The 16,663-nt window shown below is 65.8% G+C and carries 15 protein-coding genes; all 15 read right to left on the bottom strand.

What is annotated here, in order from left to right:
- Positions 1–20: 20 nt before the first annotated feature.
- The 15 genes from HMPREF1023_RS08520 to phnG all read right to left on the bottom strand — a co-directional run bounded on the left by HMPREF1023_RS08520 (position 21) and on the right by phnG (position 16,577).
- Entirely contained in the window at positions 21–1,040 is a 1,020-nt protein-coding gene (locus HMPREF1023_RS08520) for a hypothetical protein (protein ID WP_009305817.1), read from the bottom strand.
- A 104-nt stretch (positions 1,041–1,144) separates the two neighbouring features.
- Positions 1,145–2,182: a cytochrome d ubiquinol oxidase subunit II gene (gene cydB, locus HMPREF1023_RS08515; protein ID WP_009305816.1), complete on the bottom strand. Its 1,038-nt coding sequence runs from the start codon at positions 2,180–2,182 to the stop codon at positions 1,145–1,147.
- 2 nt (positions 2,183–2,184) lie between these two features.
- Entirely contained in the window at positions 2,185–3,654 is a 1,470-nt protein-coding gene (locus tag HMPREF1023_RS08510; RefSeq protein ID WP_009305815.1) for a cytochrome ubiquinol oxidase subunit I, read from the bottom strand.
- Positions 3,655–4,176: 522 nt separating this feature from the next.
- The gene (locus HMPREF1023_RS08505) at positions 4,177–4,947 is read right to left on the bottom strand and encodes an amino acid ABC transporter ATP-binding protein (protein ID WP_009305814.1); all 771 of its coding nucleotides are present in this window, start codon (positions 4,945–4,947) and stop codon (positions 4,177–4,179) included.
- 12 nt (positions 4,948–4,959) lie between these two features.
- Entirely contained in the window at positions 4,960–6,336 is a 1,377-nt protein-coding gene (locus HMPREF1023_RS08500; protein ID WP_009305813.1) for an amino acid ABC transporter permease, read from the bottom strand.
- An 18-nt stretch (positions 6,337–6,354) separates the two neighbouring features.
- A complete protein-coding gene (locus HMPREF1023_RS08495; RefSeq protein WP_009305812.1) occupies positions 6,355–7,158 on the bottom strand; it encodes an ABC transporter substrate-binding protein in 804 nt (267 codons plus the stop codon).
- 189 nt (positions 7,159–7,347) lie between these two features.
- On the bottom strand, positions 7,348–8,472 hold the full coding sequence (locus tag HMPREF1023_RS08490) for an SLC13 family permease (RefSeq protein WP_232228704.1): 1,125 nt from the start codon (positions 8,470–8,472) through the stop codon (positions 7,348–7,350).
- A 335-nt stretch (positions 8,473–8,807) separates the two neighbouring features.
- Positions 8,808–9,596 (bottom strand): phosphoribosyl 1,2-cyclic phosphate 1,2-diphosphodiesterase, encoded by a 789-nt coding sequence (gene phnPP / locus HMPREF1023_RS08485; RefSeq protein ID WP_009305810.1) that lies wholly within the window; start codon positions 9,594–9,596, stop codon positions 8,808–8,810.
- 364 nt (positions 9,597–9,960) lie between these two features.
- Complete coding sequence (locus HMPREF1023_RS08480) at positions 9,961–10,659, bottom strand: phosphonate C-P lyase system protein PhnL (protein WP_009305809.1); 699 nt, start codon at positions 10,657–10,659, stop codon at positions 9,961–9,963.
- 1 nt (position 10,660) lies between these two features.
- Positions 10,661–12,019, bottom strand: coding sequence for an alpha-D-ribose 1-methylphosphonate 5-triphosphate diphosphatase (locus HMPREF1023_RS08475; RefSeq protein ID WP_009305808.1), 1,359 nt, complete (start codon positions 12,017–12,019; stop codon positions 10,661–10,663).
- Positions 12,020–12,193: 174 nt separating this feature from the next.
- Entirely contained in the window at positions 12,194–13,054 is an 861-nt protein-coding gene (locus tag HMPREF1023_RS08470; RefSeq protein ID WP_009305807.1) for an ABC transporter ATP-binding protein, read from the bottom strand.
- Positions 13,047–13,913, bottom strand: a complete 867-nt coding sequence (locus tag HMPREF1023_RS08465) for an alpha-D-ribose 1-methylphosphonate 5-phosphate C-P-lyase PhnJ (RefSeq protein ID WP_009305806.1) — start codon at positions 13,911–13,913, stop codon at positions 13,047–13,049. The genes HMPREF1023_RS08470 and HMPREF1023_RS08465 overlap by 8 nt, the downstream gene beginning before the upstream one ends.
- Positions 13,897–15,270, bottom strand: coding sequence for a carbon-phosphorus lyase complex subunit PhnI (locus HMPREF1023_RS08460; protein WP_009305805.1), 1,374 nt, complete (start codon positions 15,268–15,270; stop codon positions 13,897–13,899). Before HMPREF1023_RS08460 ends, HMPREF1023_RS08465 begins: the two co-directional genes overlap by 17 nt.
- Entirely contained in the window at positions 15,271–16,137 is an 867-nt protein-coding gene (gene phnH, locus HMPREF1023_RS08455; RefSeq protein WP_009305804.1) for a phosphonate C-P lyase system protein PhnH, read from the bottom strand.
- Positions 16,134–16,577, bottom strand: coding sequence for a phosphonate C-P lyase system protein PhnG (phnG, locus tag HMPREF1023_RS08450; protein ID WP_083802136.1), 444 nt, complete (start codon positions 16,575–16,577; stop codon positions 16,134–16,136). The genes phnH and phnG overlap by 4 nt, the downstream gene beginning before the upstream one ends.
- Between the last annotated feature and the right edge of the window lie 86 nt (positions 16,578–16,663).

Below are 16,663 nucleotides of genomic sequence, written 5' to 3'. Positions count from 1 at the left end.
CGTGAAGCCGAAGCGATTCTTTATAGGCCGAAAAGGTAATCCAGCTCGTCGCCCCAGGAGTCTTCGTCAACCTGCCAAGAATCGCCGTTCTTGACCACCTCCAAGCTTACGTAATCCGTGGTCATGGCGGTGGTCTTGTCCATTGCAGCCTGGTAGAGCTCGCCGAGAAGCACCTTCGCGCCGGCCTCGTCGAGGGACTGCAAGTCGCCGGCGTCGATGGCGGCTTGCGCGTCTTCCATGAACGTGGTGGCGAAGGCCATAGAATCGCGCAGCGTCACATCGGCGTACACGGTGCCCGTGCCGTCGCCGTTATCGTAGGCGCCGTCCAGCTGATAGTCGAAATCGACCAGCATCCACTCGACGAACGTCAAGGGATCGATGCCCAAGTCGGTGAGGCTGTATCCCGTCGCGTCGGCCAGCTGCTCGTCGGCTTGGTCGGCGATCTTCCGCATAAGCGCAGCATCCTTGCTCTTCAGCAGGTCGAGCTTCTCAGACGCCGCCGCTTCCATCTGCTGGCCGCCCTGCGTGATGGACGACAGGTCGGAACTTTCCGACGAGTACGTGCGATCGTATTCGTCGGACGCACCGACCACGAAGGCGAGCACGCCAACCCCGATAACCACGTACAAGACGAACGCCAGCACCGAAAGCACGATACCGACGATGCCGCACACCTTGCCACCGGTCGCCTTACCGTCCCTGCCCGCCTGCTTAACGGCTTGGCCGGCCAGCACGATGGCGACGATACCCAGCGCGATTCCGAACAGGATAGAAGCCGAAAACAAGATGGCCAAAATGCCGCACACGAGAGCGCCGACGGCCTTGCCGTTGGATTGCGGAGGAACCGGTTGATAGTAGCCTGCAGGCTGTTGGCTGAAGGGCTGGCCCGGCTGCTGACCGTAAGGCACGGATCCGGGCGCTTGCGCGGACTGCGGCATCGGCTGCGTCGGTTGCGCCGGAGAACCGGGCGGCGCGGAAACGGTGGGCGGTACGGGCGGCTGCGGCGGTACGGGCGGCTGCGGCGCGGTCTGCTCATCCATGGAAAATCCCCTTTCAGGTGCGGTTTCCGACAGTATAGCAAAGGAGCCGTCGGATTTCCGACGGCTCCTGGCAGTTCGCTTCTATGCAAGGAACGGCATCCGCTCTAGTAGTGCGCCAGATCCTCTTCCTTCACACGACCGCGGAACGTGCGGTAGATGATGACGTGATAGACCAGCACCAGCGGCAGGCCCACGCACGTGATGATGGTCATCCACATCAACGTGAGCTCGGACGACGCGGCGCTCATGGCCGTGATGGCCGGGCCGACGCTATCGGCCGAAGCAACCACGAAGTTCGGGAACATCGAAGCGGCCAGCAGCAGCACCAGCAGCGCCGCCGCGCCCGACTGGGCGATGAAGGCGCCCAGGTCGCAGTCCTTGCTCTTCGCGAAGAACACGGAGGCGACGATGGCAACCACGAACAGGGCGGCCAGCAACCAGCGAACCGCTCCCAGCAGGGGATCCATTGCCGGCTGAATGCCCAGCAGAGCATAGGCGGTCACCGCGACGAACAGCACCAGCGACACGATCTGCAGCGGGAAGCGCAACTTCGCGGCGCGCGCCTGCAGGTCGCTAGGCTTCGGCGCCTTGAGCGCCAGCCAGGACGCCCCTTGCGCCAGGAACATCGACAGGCCCAGCAGGCCGCACAGCAGCGTGAACGGGGTGATGAGGCCCAACAGCGGAATGCCCGTGTAGTCGCCGTTGGCGCTCATGGGGATGCCCGCGTAGATGTTGCCCACGGCAACGCCCAGCAGCAGCGCCGGCAGCAGCGAGCCCACGAAGAAGCAGCCGTCCCACACCTTCGCCCACTTGTGGTCGATGCCGCGGTATTCCAGCGAAACAGCACGCACGATCAGGCCGAACAGCACCAGCATGACCGCCAGATAGAACCCGGAGAACGTGGTGGCGTATGCCGCCGGGAACGCCGCGAACAGCGCGCCGCCTGCGGTGAGCAGCCACACCTCGTTGCCGTCCCACACCGGGCCGATGCTCGTGCGCACAACGGCCTTTTCTTCATCGCCCTTCGCCACGAAGGGGTACAGCACGCCCGCGCCCAGGTCGAAACCGTCGAGCACGAAATAGCCGGCGATCAACACGAAGATCAGGAGGAACCAAAGCCCCTGGAAGAACGTGATTTCCATGACTACTCACCTTCCTTCGCGAGGTCGTCGCCGAACGAGGGGGCTGCTTTGCCCTTCGGGGTCTTGCCCGCAGCGGCGCCCTCCAACGCAGGCTCGTGCTCTGCAACCGGCCCTTCCTTGATGAAGCGACCCATCGTGCGAGCCCACGCGACCATGAGGAACGCGTACACCACCAGGAACAGCACCATCGTGATTACCAGCTCGGGAGCGGACACCGACTGCGAGACGCCCTCGTTCGTGAGCAGGCTGACGCCTTCGGGGCTGGTTGCGGACGGGTACACCACCCACGGCTGGCGGCCGACTTCGGCCGTGAACCAGCCCGCCTGAATGGCGATGAGCGGGAACACCGGCGAGATGAGCACCAGGCGCTGCAACCACTTCATGTTCTGGATCTTGCCGCCGCGCAGCGTGAATACGAGCGCCAGGATAACGGTGAGCATGATGAGGCCGTACATGGCAACCATGAGGTGGTACGTCTGGAACACGAAGTTCACCGGCGCGGTTTCGGGATCGAGAGCACCGTACTCGGCGGAAGCGGCCAGCTGGTTGAGGCCCTCGTACTCGGTGTCCCAGGTGCCGGTTGCAAGGAAGCTCGTGCCACCCGGGATGGAGAACGGGGTGATGACCTTCTGGTTCTCCTCGTCAACCCACCCGAACGCGTACAGAGGAGGCACCTCGGAGTCGTACATGCCCTCCATCATGGCAAGCTTCGTGGGCTGCTCCTCGGCGACGGTGACGGCGGAGGAATGAGCCGTGACCAGCATGACGCAGCTGACCACGATGCCCACCACGGCGCCCAGCTTCATTGTCTTCATGGCGAATTCCTTGTGGCGGTTCTTGATGAGGTACCACGCGGAAACGGCCATGGCCACGAACGCGCCCATGATGAGCACGGCCACGATGGTGTGCGAGTAGCGCGGCCATACCGACGGGTTCATCGCCGCGGTCAGGAAGTCGGTGATGACGGCCTTCGAGCCGTCGGCGGACAGCTCCGCGCCGGCCGGGGTCTGCATCCACGAGTTCGCAATGAGGATCCACAGGGCCGACAGAGCCGAGCCGAACCACACGAGCCAGGCCGACACCATGTAGAACTTCGGCGACACGCGCCTGCGCCCGAACAGCAGCACGCCCAGGAACGTGGACTCCAGGAAGAACGCGAGCAGCGCCTCGGCGGCCAGCGGCGCACCGAAGATGTCGCCGACGAACCTCGAGTAATCCGCCCAGTTCGTTCCGAAGGAGAACTCCATCGTGATGCCCGTGGCCAAGCCTAACACGAACGTCGCGGTGAAGATCTTCACCCAGAACTTGGTGGCAGCCGCGTCCTTCGGGTCGCGGGAACGGTAGTACCGTGTTTCGTTGATGGCAAGGATAAGTCCCAAACCGATGGTCAACGGCACGAAAATGAAGTGATACGCCGCCGTGCAAGCGAACTGCAAACGCGCCAGAAGCACAGGATCGGAGAAGATATCCATCGCACACCCCCTTACTCTCGTCTGTACCGACAGATGCCTATGGAACGCATTGTACCATCATTTGCAAGAAAAATGTTATAAGATGGATACCATTTTTTTGAGCGCGACAGAGGTGCGAGGTGCCAGGACGGGGGCGCGGCTCGTGGACGGGCGCGGGGCGCCAGGACGGGGGCACGCGGACGCGAGGGCTCCGAAGTGCCGACGAAGATGTTTCACGTGAAACATTTGTACGGATAGGCTGTCGCTCATGGCAAGCCGTCATCCTGAACGGAGCGCCCGCCAGGCGCGGAGTCGAAGGATCCCATACGGCGATAGCAAGGAGGCTAACGGCTGACACCGTGCGGGATCCTTCGATTCCGCGCCTGGCGGGCGCTCCGTTCAGGATGGCAGACGCCGCAGCCAGCACCGTGCGGGATCTTCTGATTCCGCACGGTGCGCTCGCTCAAAACGACAAAGCGGGTGCCGCTCGCTTGGGGTTGCCGCGCCCCGCCTGATCGGTTGGTCGGCGGGGCACGGCGGGAACTATGAGATGTGGCCCAGGAAGTCTTTCGTCCGATCGGACTTGGGGTGGTCGAACACCTCTTCGGGCGTGCCCTGCTCAACGATGAAACCGCCGTCCATGAAGATGACGCGGTCGGCCACGTCGCGGGCGAAGCCCATCTCGTGGGTGACCACGATCATGGTCATGCCGCCCTTCGCCAGGCCTTTCATGACGCCCAGCACGTCGCGCACGAGCTCGGGGTCCAGCGCGCTGGTGGCCTCGTCGAACAGCATGACGTGCGGATCCATGGCCAGCGCGCGGGCGATGGCCACGCGCTGCTGCTGGCCGCCCGACAGCTCGGAGGGCTTGTAGTCCACGCGGTCGGCCAGGCCTACGCGGGTCAGCTGCTCGACGGCGATCTTCTCGGCCTCTTCCTTGCCGCGATGCAGCACCTTCTGCTGCGCCAGCATCACGTTCTTCTTCGCCGTGAGGTGTGGGAACAGGTTGAAGTTCTGGAACACCATGCCCACCTTGGCGCGCACTTTGTTGATGTCGGTCTTCTTCGCGGTGATCTCGGTGTCCTCGAAGAAGATGCGCCCATCCGTGGGCGTTTCCAGCAAGTTCACGCAGCGCAGCAGCGTCGACTTGCCCGAACCCGACGGACCCAGGATGACCACCACTTCGCCGCGTTGCACCTCAAGGTCGATCCCGCGCAGCACCACGTTGTCGCCGAACGATTTGCGCAGCCCCTCGATGCGGACCACCGGCTCGCCGACGCGCACGTCAGCTGCATTTGTGCTTTCTTCGCTCATATCCGCACCTCCTTAATGGCTGATATGGTTGGAGCCGGCCAGCGTCTCGGACATGCGCAGGCTCTTGGACACGGCCGCATCGGAGTCGGGCAGCACGGCCTCTTCCGACGTGATGGTCACGCCCTTCTTACGCTTCTTGCGGCCGCCCGCCATGCGCTGCTCCATCGAGTTGATGAGCTTCGTCATGGGAATGGTCACGATAAGGTAGAAGCCGGCGGCCACGATGTACGGCGTCACGTTGCCCGTAGCGGCCGTGATGGTTTTCGCGTACATCATGATCTCCATGACGCCTACGGCGGCCAACAGCGACGTGTCCTTGTACATGAGGATGAACTCACTCGTCATCGTGGGGATCACGCGCCGCACGGTCTGCGGGATGATAACGTAGAACATCGTCTGCGCGCCATTCATGCCCAAGGAGCGCGCAGCTTCGAACTGGCCGCCGTTGATGGACTGAATGCCCGCGCGGAATATCTCCGCCAGGTACGCGCTGGAGTTCAGCACGAGGACGATTGCGCCCAACACGAACAGATCCATTTTAATGCCGAGCAGCGGCAAACCGAAAAACGCGATGTATATCTGCAGAAACAGCGGCGTACCGCGCACGATGTTGATGTACGTAGCGCCCAGAGCGCGCGGGACACGGCTTTTCGCCATGCGCATGAACGACCACAGAAGGCCGATGGGAATGGCCAGCGGAAAGCTGACGATGACGAGCGCGATGGCGATAAGCCATCCGCTGAACACCACCGGCACCGAGGTGACGATGATGCTGGGGTCGAAGAACAGGTGGAGGAACTTGTTGGAGTTCCACGCCTTCACCCAATCCTGCATGCCGAGCCAAGTGGACAATTGCTCGGCCGGAGACGTGCTGACCACGTCGAACGTCTTGTCGGTGGCAGGCATGTCGAGCGTCTGCCCGTCCGCCGTGGTATAGCTTCCCGTCAGGCCGAAGGTTCCACCATCGCCCGGCAAAAGCGTGCGGTTGCACTCCACCATGACAAGAGAGCCGGCAGGCGTGGCCTCGGGGAACGTCACCGCGACCAGCGATCCGCCGTCAACCTGCACCTTCGAGGCGACATCGAGGCGATCGAGGCCGTTCATGACGGTAACCTTGACGTTCTCGGCGTCGACTGACGAGCCCTCGGGCAGATCGATAGCCAACGCCGACAGCGATTCGTCTTCGGCGGTCTGCCCTTGCCACGTGACGCGCGTGGGCGTGGCGCCCATGACCTTTTCGAGCGCGTCGTCGTTGGGCTGGGCGGTCCATCGCTCAACCTCCATCGCCTGAGCGCTCAGCGGAAACGCGAACAGCACGGCAAGTGCCGCAGCGGCCAAAAGCGCTGCGGCACTTGCCAGGTGCATCCGCGTGCATCGAATGATACTCATGATGTCACGCTGGTTGATTTACTGAAGCCACTTGGCGGCAAGTTCGTCGTACTTGCCGTTGTCATGCACGGCCTGCAGCGCTTTGTTCAGCGCCTTCGTGAGCTCGGGGTTCTCCTTGCTCACTGCGACGGCATACTGCTCGCCCGTGGGAATCTCCTTGATCACCTGGCAGTCCGAGTACGACCTCACGTAGTAGTTCGCCACCGGCAAGTCCACGGACACGGCATCGATCTGGCCGGAGTCGAGCGCGGCGAACACAGCCGTCATCTCGTCGTAACCGGTAACCTCGGCATCTTTGATGTTCTCGGCAGCCCACTCGTAGCCGGTCGTGCCGCTTTGGGCTCCGATCTTCTTGCCCTCAAGCTGGGCGACGTCGGTGATGCCCGAATCGCTGCGCACGGTGATGCTCTGGTTCACGTTGCAGTACGGATCGGTGAAATCCACCTGCTGCAGGCGCTTGTCGGTGATGGTGAACGAAGACACGCCGACGTCAGCCTTGCCGCCGGTCTGGATGAGCGGCACGATGGTGTCGAACTTGGTGGACGGCAGATACTCGCACTCGAGACCCATCTCTTCCGCCAGCAAGGTCATGAGGTCCACCGCGAAGCCTTCGGGCTTGTCGCCGTTGAGATTCTCGAACGGCGGGAAGTCGAGCGACGCCGCCACCGTCAGCTTACCGTCGTTGACCAACGTGTAGCCCGCATCGTTCCCGCTGGTGCTGCTGGTGGTGGTTCCCTGATCTCCGGACGAGCAGCCGAACAGCGCGAGCGACGCGGCCAACGCGCCTGCGGCGACGAGCGCGCCCCATTTCTTGATATTCATGTTCCTCCCCTTTCCACTGCATCCGCTTTTCTCGAACACTATAAGTATGATGCAGTCGCACTACTATACGGCCCCGGACGCTCTTTATCAAAGGTCTAAGCGCCAAGAGAAGGGTTAGTTGAGCGTGATGGCCCCCGAGCGGTCGTTTCGGAGGGCCGTGCGGTTTAGCGCGCTAGAGCGATGGAGCGGCTATCCGCATACGGCGCACACAGCATACAGCACCGCGAGAAACGCGAAGTTGAAAGCCGTGAAGCGCGCGACGAAGCCGCTCGCCGTTTGGCGCGCCAATTCGGGACGGCGCCCGAGCGCAGCACGCACGGCACGATACTGGTTGAACGTGATGAGGCTGGCCAGCGATGCCACCAGCGTGCCCGCGCCGCCGATGTTCACGCCCACGAGCAGCGCCTGATAGCTGTCGGTGAAATGCGACAGCAGCACCGCGGCCGGCACGTTGCTGACGATCTGGCTGGCGGCCGCGCTGGCCAGCAGCGCGTTATCGGCCATCGCCTGGGACAACACCGCTTCGACCGAGGGGATGCGCGCCATATTGCCCGCGAACACGAAGAAGCAGACGAAGGTGAGCAGCAGCCCGAAGTCCACCGAGCGCAGGGCGCGACGGTCGAGCACGAGCAGGCCGGCTACCACGGCGACGAGCGAAACCGGATACGGAACCAGGCGAAACACCGAGGCGATGACCACCAGAAGCAGCGCGCTGAACGCGATGGCGCGACGACGGTCGACAGGGGCGACGTCGGATCGCGCAAGGTGCCGCCCCTCCGCAGGCCGCCCTTCGGAAGCGCGCGGCGTCGGCTTCGCGAACAGGGCGCAGCTCAGGCCGATGAGCAGCACCGACACGGCAAAGGGCAACGCCATGGTAGCAAGGAAGTCCGTCAGCGGGATGTCGAACCGCTCGAACAGGTAGAGGTTCTGCGGGTTTCCGAACGGCACGATCATGCCGCCGAGATTCGCCGCCAGGCTCTGCATGATGAACGCGAAGGGAAGCGCGCGTTCCCACCCCGCTTTGAGCAAAGTCGCCGCACAGAGGGGCAGCATCATGATGAGAGCCATGTCGTTCGTGGCGATCATCGACAGCACGAGCGTGATGCCCACGATGGCCGCGACGGCCGCGCGGCAGGTGGAGAAACGCGCCACCATCGCGCGAGCCGTTGCTTCGAACACGCCTGCGTTGCGCAGCGCACCGACGAGCGCGAGGATGCCGAACAGGCAAGCGAGCGTTTTAAGATCGAAGTAGCCCAGATAGGAGGCGTCGGGCGGCACGACCAGCATGGTGGCTGCCGCGGCGAGCGCCGACACGAGCAGCACCGCGTGGGTCCGCGCGAAGCGCAGGCAGGCCGAAGCGATGCGGGCGCGCGAAAAAACGCCCCTCGGATCAGGGGCGTTCGGCGAAGTCGATGAGGGGTCGCGCGTCATGGCGACCAGTGTAGCGCGTCGACGGACGGCGTACAACCGCCAAAGCGCGCGAACCCCCGCCCGTACGAGGTCGCGATCGCGGGGCGCAGGGCGCGTCGATGCGGAGAGGGCGATCGCGGGGACGGAGCGGTCGGTGCGCAGGGCGGCCTCACAGGCCGATTCGGCGGGCCTGCGCACGCAGCGGCACGCGCCCTAGCGCTCCGGAAGGTTCGCGCAATCTACGCCGGAACGCGAAACCCCACGTGGGGAACCCTGCCGAACCTTCCGTGGTAGTCGGAGCCGCTCGTGCAGACGAGGCGGTGACGGACAGCCAGCTCTGCGCAGCGAGCGTGATCCGCCAAGGTGTGGTCGGGATGGAAGCGCTCGATGCCGCCGAGACCGCATTCCACCAGGTTGGGAAGCAGATCGTAGCTGTCCAGCTGGCCGGGATGCGCCAGCACCGCCAGCCCGCCGTCCTCCACGACAGCCCGCACGGCGTCGCGCGCGTCCACGTAGTCGATATCGCGGTCGCAGATGCCGCCGTTCTTGAACAGGCTGCGGCACAGCGTGCGGTAGCCGGCGCTGGGGTACGGCTCGCTGGTGAGCGCGGCCATGAGGTGCTGCTTGTACAGGCACGTGGACGCGCGGCCCAGCTCAAGCGCGCGCTCTACGTCCACCTCGTAGCCCGCTTCCACCAACCGGTCCAGCTGCCACAGCGAGTTCGCATTGCGCTGCTGCAGCGTGGGCCCGCACAGGGCGGCCAGCGCGGGCGCGCCCTCCTCGACGCCCAGCCCCAGGATGTGCACCTTGCGGCCGCGCTCGAAATCGTAGGCGCTCACCTCGATGCCGCCCACCACCTGCACGCCCAGGCGCTCGCCCAGCTCGCGAGCGGCGGTCAGCCCGGCAGTGGTGTCGTGGTTCGTGAACGCCAGGCGCTCGACGCCTCGCTGCGCCGCTTGTTCGAGCACCTGCTCGAACGTGTCCGAGCCGTCGGACATCGTCGAATGCACGTGAAGATCTTCGATCACGATTCCCCCTTCGCGGTACGGAATACGGCTCGGAATGGCAAAAAAGCATCGAATTCGGAAGGCGTGCCCGCCTCATAGGGTCGGACCATGCGAGAAGTCGGGGCATGGTTTTCCACGACCAGGCGTTTTGCCAGCGTTCCGCTTTCCTGCGCCGCGAAAAGACAGCTCGAGATTCCGAATTCGAATGCTTTTTGCCATTGGGACGACGTTGCGCGACCGCGCAAGGCGCCGCCGCCACGAAGGTCGCCGCCGCAAGGGGCTCCGTCGCCGCCTCCGGATGTTTCACGTGAAACATCCGTTCTCTTGCGCGCCACCCTTTCCTGCTCGCGACCGCACGGCGTCGGGCGCGGGCGATGCATCCTCGTCACGCCATCATCCCCTCCTGCATGTTGAACTCATGATCGCACAAGCCTTCCATGAATTCGAGGTCGTGGAAGATGCCGAGCATCGTGGTGCCTTCGGCTTTCAGCTGCTCGATGAGGGAGCGCACCTTGAGCTTCGACGCGTTGTCGAGCGAGGCCGTGGGCTCGTCGAGCAGCAGCAGGCGCGGGCGCTTGATCATGGCGGCGGCGATGTTGAGGCGCAGCTTCTCGCCGCCCGAGAACGTGCGGGGGTACAGCTCCCACAGGCCTTCGTCCAGATCGAAGTGGCGCAGCATGCGCTCGGTCTCCTCTTCGGCGCGGGAGCGCTCGTCGGCGCCGTACGCTTCCAACGCGCTTTTCAGCACGATGTCGTAGGCGGTTTGGCGCGGCAGGGCGTTGAGGAACTGGGAGACGTAGCCCAGCTCGTAGGCGCGCAGGTACAGCATCTGGCGCTGCGTGGCCTGGGCAAGGTCCAGCATGCCGAAGCGCTGAGAGTCGTACAGGATGCGGCCGCGCTCGGGCAGGTTCGTGCGCCAGATGCAGCGTAGGATGGTGGACTTGCCGCTGCCGCTGCGCCCCGTGATGCCCACGAACTGGCCCGGTTCGATGGCGAAGTCGATGTCCTGGCACCCTTGCACGCGCCGGTTCACGCGATGGAGCAGGAAGGTTTTGGACAGGCCGTCGATTCGGAGGAGCGCCATGCTACACCGCCTTGGCCAGAGGGCGGGTCAGCTGGTCGAGCGAGACGAGCTGCTCGGTGTCGCGTCCGTAGCCGCGCGGCTGGTCGGGATAGTGCGAGCGGAACACCGAGCGGCCGCCCACGAACGCGCGCGTGACCACGGGCATCGTGCGCGCAGCGCGACCGTCCGGCCTCGCGCCCGGGTGCTCGCCCGAGCTCTCGCCTTCGCCGCAGGAGATCTCGCGCACCAGCAGCACGTCGGCGCGCTTGCCCACCGCGATGGAGCCCACCTCGTCGGCGATGCCCGCGGCCTTCGCCGGGTTGATGGTGACCAGCGCGAACGCCTTCGCGATGTCGAGCCCGCACTGGTCGCGAAGCGTGAACACCGCGTCCAGCAGCGCCGCCGGGTAGTAGTCGCTGCACAACACGTCGATGGCGCCGGCCTGCACGGCCTCGCGCGCGCTGAGGTTGCCCGAGTGGCTGTGGCCCAGCATCACGTTCGGCGCGCCCGCGATGGTGTGCATGCCGCGCGCCCGCGCCGCCCGCGCGATGTCCAGCGAGATGGGGAACTCGGAGATGGTGGCCTCGAGGCCGTCCATGAACGCCAGCTTGTCCTCGCTGTCGTCGTCGTGCGAGGCGATGGACACGCCGCGCTCGCGCGCCACGGCCGCCAGAGCTGTGATCTGGGCGTACGTGAGCTTCTGGCTCTCCTGCTGCTGACGTACGATGTCTCGCACGTCCTCGTCGCTGACGTCGCGGTAGCCTTTCAGCGTGTCGCCGAACACCAACAGGTCGCGGTACTGGCCCTGCCCGGGCGTGTGGTCCATGAACGACACGAGGTCCACCTTGCCCGAGCGCAGGAAGCTCTCGATGTCGTCGTACAGGTCCACCGAGTCCAGCTCCACGCGCATGTGCAGGCGGTGGCGGATGAGGTGGTCGCGCTCCTCGCCCGCGCGCAGGGCGGCCACGCGGTCGATGAGGGCGCTCACGTTGCCGAAATCGCGGATGGGCTTGTGGTCGAACACGTGCGCGCCGTACACCGACAGCGAGTGGAAGATGGTGGTCACGCCGTGCGACACCAGCTCGCGGTCGGCCTTGTACAGCGACGTGGACAGGTCCATGACCACGCTGGGGCGCGGCGAGGCCACGTTCTCCACGTAGTCCGAGTGGATGTCGATGAGGCCGGGCACCACGTACGCACCGCGCGCGTCCACCACGGGCAGCACGCCCATCGTGGCATCGGGCTGCGCGTCGAAGTCGGACGCGCCCACCGGCTCGATGGCGGCGATGCGCCCGTCGATGACCACGACGTCGCAGTCGGGAAGCACGCGGTCGGCGCACACCACCGTGCCGCCGCGGATGATGCAAGAATTGGTGTCCATGGTGCAGGTTCCTTTCAAAGGGTCACATGTTGGCGTAGTAAGTCAGCGAGGGTTCTTCCGGTGCCCGAGATTGGCGTGAAAGACCGAGGAAGCGTACTTTGGTACGCGACGAGGGCTTGGAGCGCCAAGATCGGACACCGGAAGAGCCCGCAGCGTCGGCGTACTCCTTGCTCGTCAGAGCAAGGAGTAGACGAGCTGTTGGGTGTATGCGTGTTGGGGGTCTTCCAGGATCTGGTCGGTCAGGCCGCTTTCGATGACGCGGCCGTCCAGCATGACCAGCGTGCGGTCGGCCAGCATGCGGATGACGCCCAGGTCGTGGCTGACCACCAGCATGCTGACGTTGAAGTCGCGCCTGATCTGCTGGATGAGGTCGAGCACGGCGGCTTGCACGGAGAGGTCGAGGCCCGTGGTCACCTCGTCGAGCAGCAGGATGGGCGGGTTGTTCGACAGCGCCTTGGCTATCTGGACGCGCTGCTGCATGCCGCCGGAGAAGTTGCGCGGCGGCTCGACCTCGCGCGACAGCGGGATGTTCACGCGCGCGAGCAGCTCCTCCCCGCGAGCGCGCATGGCGCCCACGTTGCGGTTGCCGGCGGCGATCATCTGCTCGGCGATGTTCGACAGGCTGGAGAAATCCATGCGCAGCCCCAGGTAGGGGTTCTGGTACACCATGCCGAACACCGTGTTGCGGATGGCGCGCTGATGTTGGGGCGACAGCTGCAGCAGGTTCGCCGCGCCGCCGTCGAAGGGACGGGCGCGCACGTCGCCCTCGGTGGCCTCTTCGTCGAAGAACAGGCACTTCATCAGCGACGACTTACCGCTTCCCGACTCGCCCACGATGCCGACGATCTCGGCCGGGAACACGTCCAGGCTGACGTCGCGCACGGCGTGCACCGTGCCGCAACGCGGGCATACGTTGCGTTCCAGCTGCGCCGCGGGAGCAAGGCAGTGCGGGCAGCCCGCGCCGAAGCGCTTCGACAGGTGGCGCACCGACAGGCACGGCTCCTCGTCGACGCCGAATCGTTGCGCATCAAGCATGGGAAGTTCCTTTCCGAGAATCGCCGGTCGTTTCGCGCCGCTGCGTGCACCAGTCCGTGTCGTTGCATTGATAGACGGTTTCGCCGGTGGCTTCGTCCACCAGCTCGTCCAGGTAGACTCCCTCGGCGCCGCACAGGCGGCAGCGCTTTCCCTCGAAGGTTTCCACCGCGAACGGGTAGTCCTCGAAATCGAGCGGCTTAACATCGGTGAAGGGCGGCACGGCGTAGATCTTCTTCTCGCGGCCCGCCCCCAACAGCGTGAGGTGGCGCGCCTGGTTCAGCTTCAGGTTGTCGAAGCGCGGGATGGGCGACGGCGCCATCACGTAGCGGCCGAACACCTGCACGGGATGGTCGGCGCCGGTGGTGGTGGCATCGAAGCGCACGATCTGGTCGAACAGCTCCAGCCACGCACCGGTGTAGTCGGCTTCGGCGTGGAGGCGCTTCGTGGCGGCCTCGCTGGGCTCGAAGCTGCGCAGCGGCTCGGGCGTGGGCACCTGCAGCACGAGGATCTGGCCGTCGTCCAGCGGATGCTCGGGAATGCGATGGCGCGACTGGATGAGCGTGGCATCCTTGGTGGCGTCGGTCACCTCCACGTCGGTGGTGTCGACGACCAGCTTCTTGATGTTGACGGCGTTCACGCTGTCGTCGGAACCCTGGTCGATCACCTTGAGCGTGTCGTCGGGACCGATGATGGCCAGCGTGATCTGCAGGCCGCCCGTGCCCCAACCGCGCCCGATGGGCATCTCGCGCGAGGCGAAAGGCACCTGGTAGCCGGGGATGGACACGCCCTTGATCAGGGCGCGGCGGATCTCGCGCTTCGACGCCTCGTCGAAGAACGCGTAGTTATAGCGCTGCTGCATCGCGGGCCTCCTTCGACTCGGCGGGTTGGTCGTGCGGGTCGCGCGTACTTTGCGGGTCGTGCGCGACGCGCGTGCCGTGCCGGTCGTGCTCGCCGCGATCGTCGCGCGTGCCGCGCACGCTGGACAGCTTCGACTGGAACGTGACGTAGTGGGGCAGCTTGAGGTGCGAGATGAAGCCGGTGGCCTCCACGCCGTCCACGTGGTACAGCACGAACTCCTCGTCCTCGGTGGGGAACCGTTTGTCGCCGTGCTCCAGGCAGTGGTCGAGCACGCTCATGGCGATGGCCTTCGTCTCGGCGCGGCCGAACACCAGGCCGTAGCCGATGGCCAGCGACAGGCCGCCGCCATCGGAGCGCGTGGCCGTCGCCGCGCCGTCGCCGGCATCGCTTTCGCCCTCGCTCTCGAACACGCTTTCCACCTCGGTCACCGGGACGGAACCCAGGTAGTAGGCGTCTTGCTCGCCGCCCGCCTCAAGCGGATGGTCAACGGCCACGGCCACGCGGCCGGAGCGAAGCTCGCCCACCGTGGGATGCGCGGGGCCGAAGCCGCGGATGGCGGCGTACCCCAGCGCCTCGACGGCCTGCGTCATGCCGCGCGCGAGCGTCTGCAAGCGCACCGAGCGCGGCGCCGGGAACGACAGCGGCGCCATGGTGGCATCCACCGGCGGCGCGTCGTCAGCTTCGACGTACGCAAGCAAGCCTTGGGCGCGCAGGTAGTCCAGCACGCGCGGAAGGGTGGCGGGAGTTTGGGGCGCGCCGGGCACGGCGGTGTCGGGAGACTTCGTAGGGGCGCCCTGCTGGGCGCCCGCAGGCGGGCAGCAGCCCGCCCCTACGGGGATCTCCGCGCACGGGGAAGCGGCGGGCGCAACGTCGGGCGCGGCCTCGAGGGCCTCGGCGACCTTCTCGAAGTGGGCGGCCAGTTCGGCGCGCTTCTCGGCCAGCTCTTCGGCGCCCTCGGTTTCCAGGTCGAACGCCAGCAGACGGTGGCTGTAGTCGCGCGTGGCACCCAGCACCTGGCCGCCGGGCACGTCCTTGAACGCGGCCGACACGCGGCGGTTCACGCGCATGGCGCCCGTGTCCACCGGACGCGACACGTAGGGGCGCTCCAGCGTGGAGCGGAACGCGCGCAGCAGGAACACGGCCTCGTCGGGCGAGCCCTGCGCCTGTTTGAGCGCCAGCGCAGCCAGACGCGGCGCATAGAGCGAGGCCTCGCCCATCACCTGGTCGACCAGTTCGGGAAACGTGCCCTCGATCTCGTCGGTGCCCCAGGCGGACGACGCGTTAACGCGCTGGTATTCCAGCAGCTTGAGGCTTTCCTCGATGGCTTTCCCGCCACCGCGCACGGCAACGTATCCCATCTAGCGCACCCCCTTCGCAGCGGATGCGGCGGTTGCGGCGGGCGCGAACCCCTCAGCAGGCACGGACTCGGAATGTTTCACGTGAAACATTTGTTCTTTTGTCGCACTACATTGAGTCGATTGTTTCACGTGAAACATCGACGCGGGATCGGTTGAGGGATCGAGGCCGGGCGCTGGGTTGGTTGCAGCGTCGCGCGCGAGGTCAGACGCGGGGTCGGCGCCGAACCCGGTTGCGGGGTCGGCGAGGCGTCGCGCGCTCGAGCTGCGCGGAACGGCCGCTATGCGACCCTCCGGGTCTACCAGCACGATCTCGATGCCGCAAGGGAACTCGTCGCCGCGCGCGTCGCGGGCGCGCAGCCAGTCCACGCGATCGACGGCGAAGCGGTTCTCGCGCTCCACCCCCGGGCCCTGCAGCGCCACCACGTGCACGGCCGGCTCGGTCACCTCGCCGCTCTCGGGCACGCCGGCCAAGCGCGCGCAGCCCATGAGCAGAGTCGCTCCCTTCTCCGGCGACACCAGCGTGCCGCGGCACGCCTCGGCCACGGCCTCGCTGGCCGTTTGCGCGTCGGCGCGCGCGGGCACCACTACGAAGTCGGCATCGCGCAGGGGCGCCCGACGCGCGTGCGTCTCGCTCGTGAGGTACACGGCCACGGCGTCGGACTCGGAATCGGCCACGCAGAACGTCACCGCCTGGTCCACGAACAGGCGCACCACCAGCTCCAACGACGCGTCGAGCGCAACGGGGCTCGCCGGGTTCTCGGGCGCCGGCACCAACTGGTGCACGGTTCCCGGATGCGCGAACGCATCGAGCACGCAGCGGAACGCCCGCTGGGCGCGATGCAGGTCAGCGTCTTCTCGTATCGTCATGCTTCCACCTTCATAGTCGAGAAATCAACCTTCGTCGCCGCGGTGCGGCGCGCCTCGCGCTGGTCGCGCGCTTCGACGCGCGCTAGCTCGGCGCGCAGGGAAGCGTCCCAACGGGAAGCCCACGCGTCGCCCGCCGCGCCGGAGAACACCGCGTCCACCACGGCAAGCTCGTAGGCGCGGCAGCGATCGCTGCCCAGCACGAGGCCCAAGCCCACGGCGTCGCCCACGCGCACGCGGCACGACGTCGTCAGCGCCTCGCCCAGGAAGAACAGGCTTCCCTGCGCCGTCTCGCGCGCCTGCACCATCACCAGTTCCTCGCGCGGCTCGTCGAGCACCGCGACGGCATCTTGCGCCCCGTCGCGCTCCACCTCGCACACGATGGCCCGAGCCAACGCCGGATCGCCCTCCACCAAAGCACGAGTACGCTCATACCGTTTCAACAAAACACCACTCCCATCTGAGTTTTTCTCTCTTCATACACCGGCCGCGAATCCGCGCAAGCGCCCCGCGCAGAACGATCGTTTCA

Origin of the sequence: Eggerthella sp. 1_3_56FAA (assembly GCF_000185625.1) — a bacterium.
Taxonomy (GTDB): domain Bacteria; phylum Actinomycetota; class Coriobacteriia; order Coriobacteriales; family Eggerthellaceae; genus Eggerthella; species Eggerthella lenta.
The sequence above is the reverse complement of the archived record's forward strand: the minus strand, read 5'-3'. Positions and strand labels throughout refer to the sequence as shown.

Coding starts and splice junctions, on each gene's coding strand:
- HMPREF1023_RS08520 (WP_009305817.1), bottom strand. CDS start 1,040: ATGGATGAGCAGACCGCGCCGCAGCCGCCCGTACCGCCGCAGCCGCCC.
- cydB (WP_009305816.1), bottom strand. CDS start 2,182: ATGGAAATCACGTTCTTCCAGGGGCTTTGGTTCCTCCTGATCTTCGTG.
- HMPREF1023_RS08510 (WP_009305815.1), bottom strand. CDS start 3,654: ATGGATATCTTCTCCGATCCTGTGCTTCTGGCGCGTTTGCAGTTCGCT.
- HMPREF1023_RS08505 (WP_009305814.1), bottom strand. CDS start 4,947: ATGAGCGAAGAAAGCACAAATGCAGCTGACGTGCGCGTCGGCGAGCCG.
- HMPREF1023_RS08500 (WP_009305813.1), bottom strand. CDS start 6,336: ATGAGTATCATTCGATGCACGCGGATGCACCTGGCAAGTGCCGCAGCG.
- HMPREF1023_RS08495 (WP_009305812.1), bottom strand. CDS start 7,158: ATGAATATCAAGAAATGGGGCGCGCTCGTCGCCGCAGGCGCGTTGGCC.
- HMPREF1023_RS08480 (WP_009305809.1), bottom strand. CDS start 10,659: ATGGCGCTCCTCCGAATCGACGGCCTGTCCAAAACCTTCCTGCTCCAT.
- HMPREF1023_RS08475 (WP_009305808.1), bottom strand. CDS start 12,019: ATGGACACCAATTCTTGCATCATCCGCGGCGGCACGGTGGTGTGCGCC.
- HMPREF1023_RS08470 (WP_009305807.1), bottom strand. CDS start 13,054: ATGCTTGATGCGCAACGATTCGGCGTCGACGAGGAGCCGTGCCTGTCG.
- HMPREF1023_RS08465 (WP_009305806.1), bottom strand. CDS start 13,913: ATGCAGCAGCGCTATAACTACGCGTTCTTCGACGAGGCGTCGAAGCGC.
- HMPREF1023_RS08460 (WP_009305805.1), bottom strand. CDS start 15,270: ATGGGATACGTTGCCGTGCGCGGTGGCGGGAAAGCCATCGAGGAAAGC.
- phnH (WP_009305804.1), bottom strand. CDS start 16,137: ATGACGATACGAGAAGACGCTGACCTGCATCGCGCCCAGCGGGCGTTC.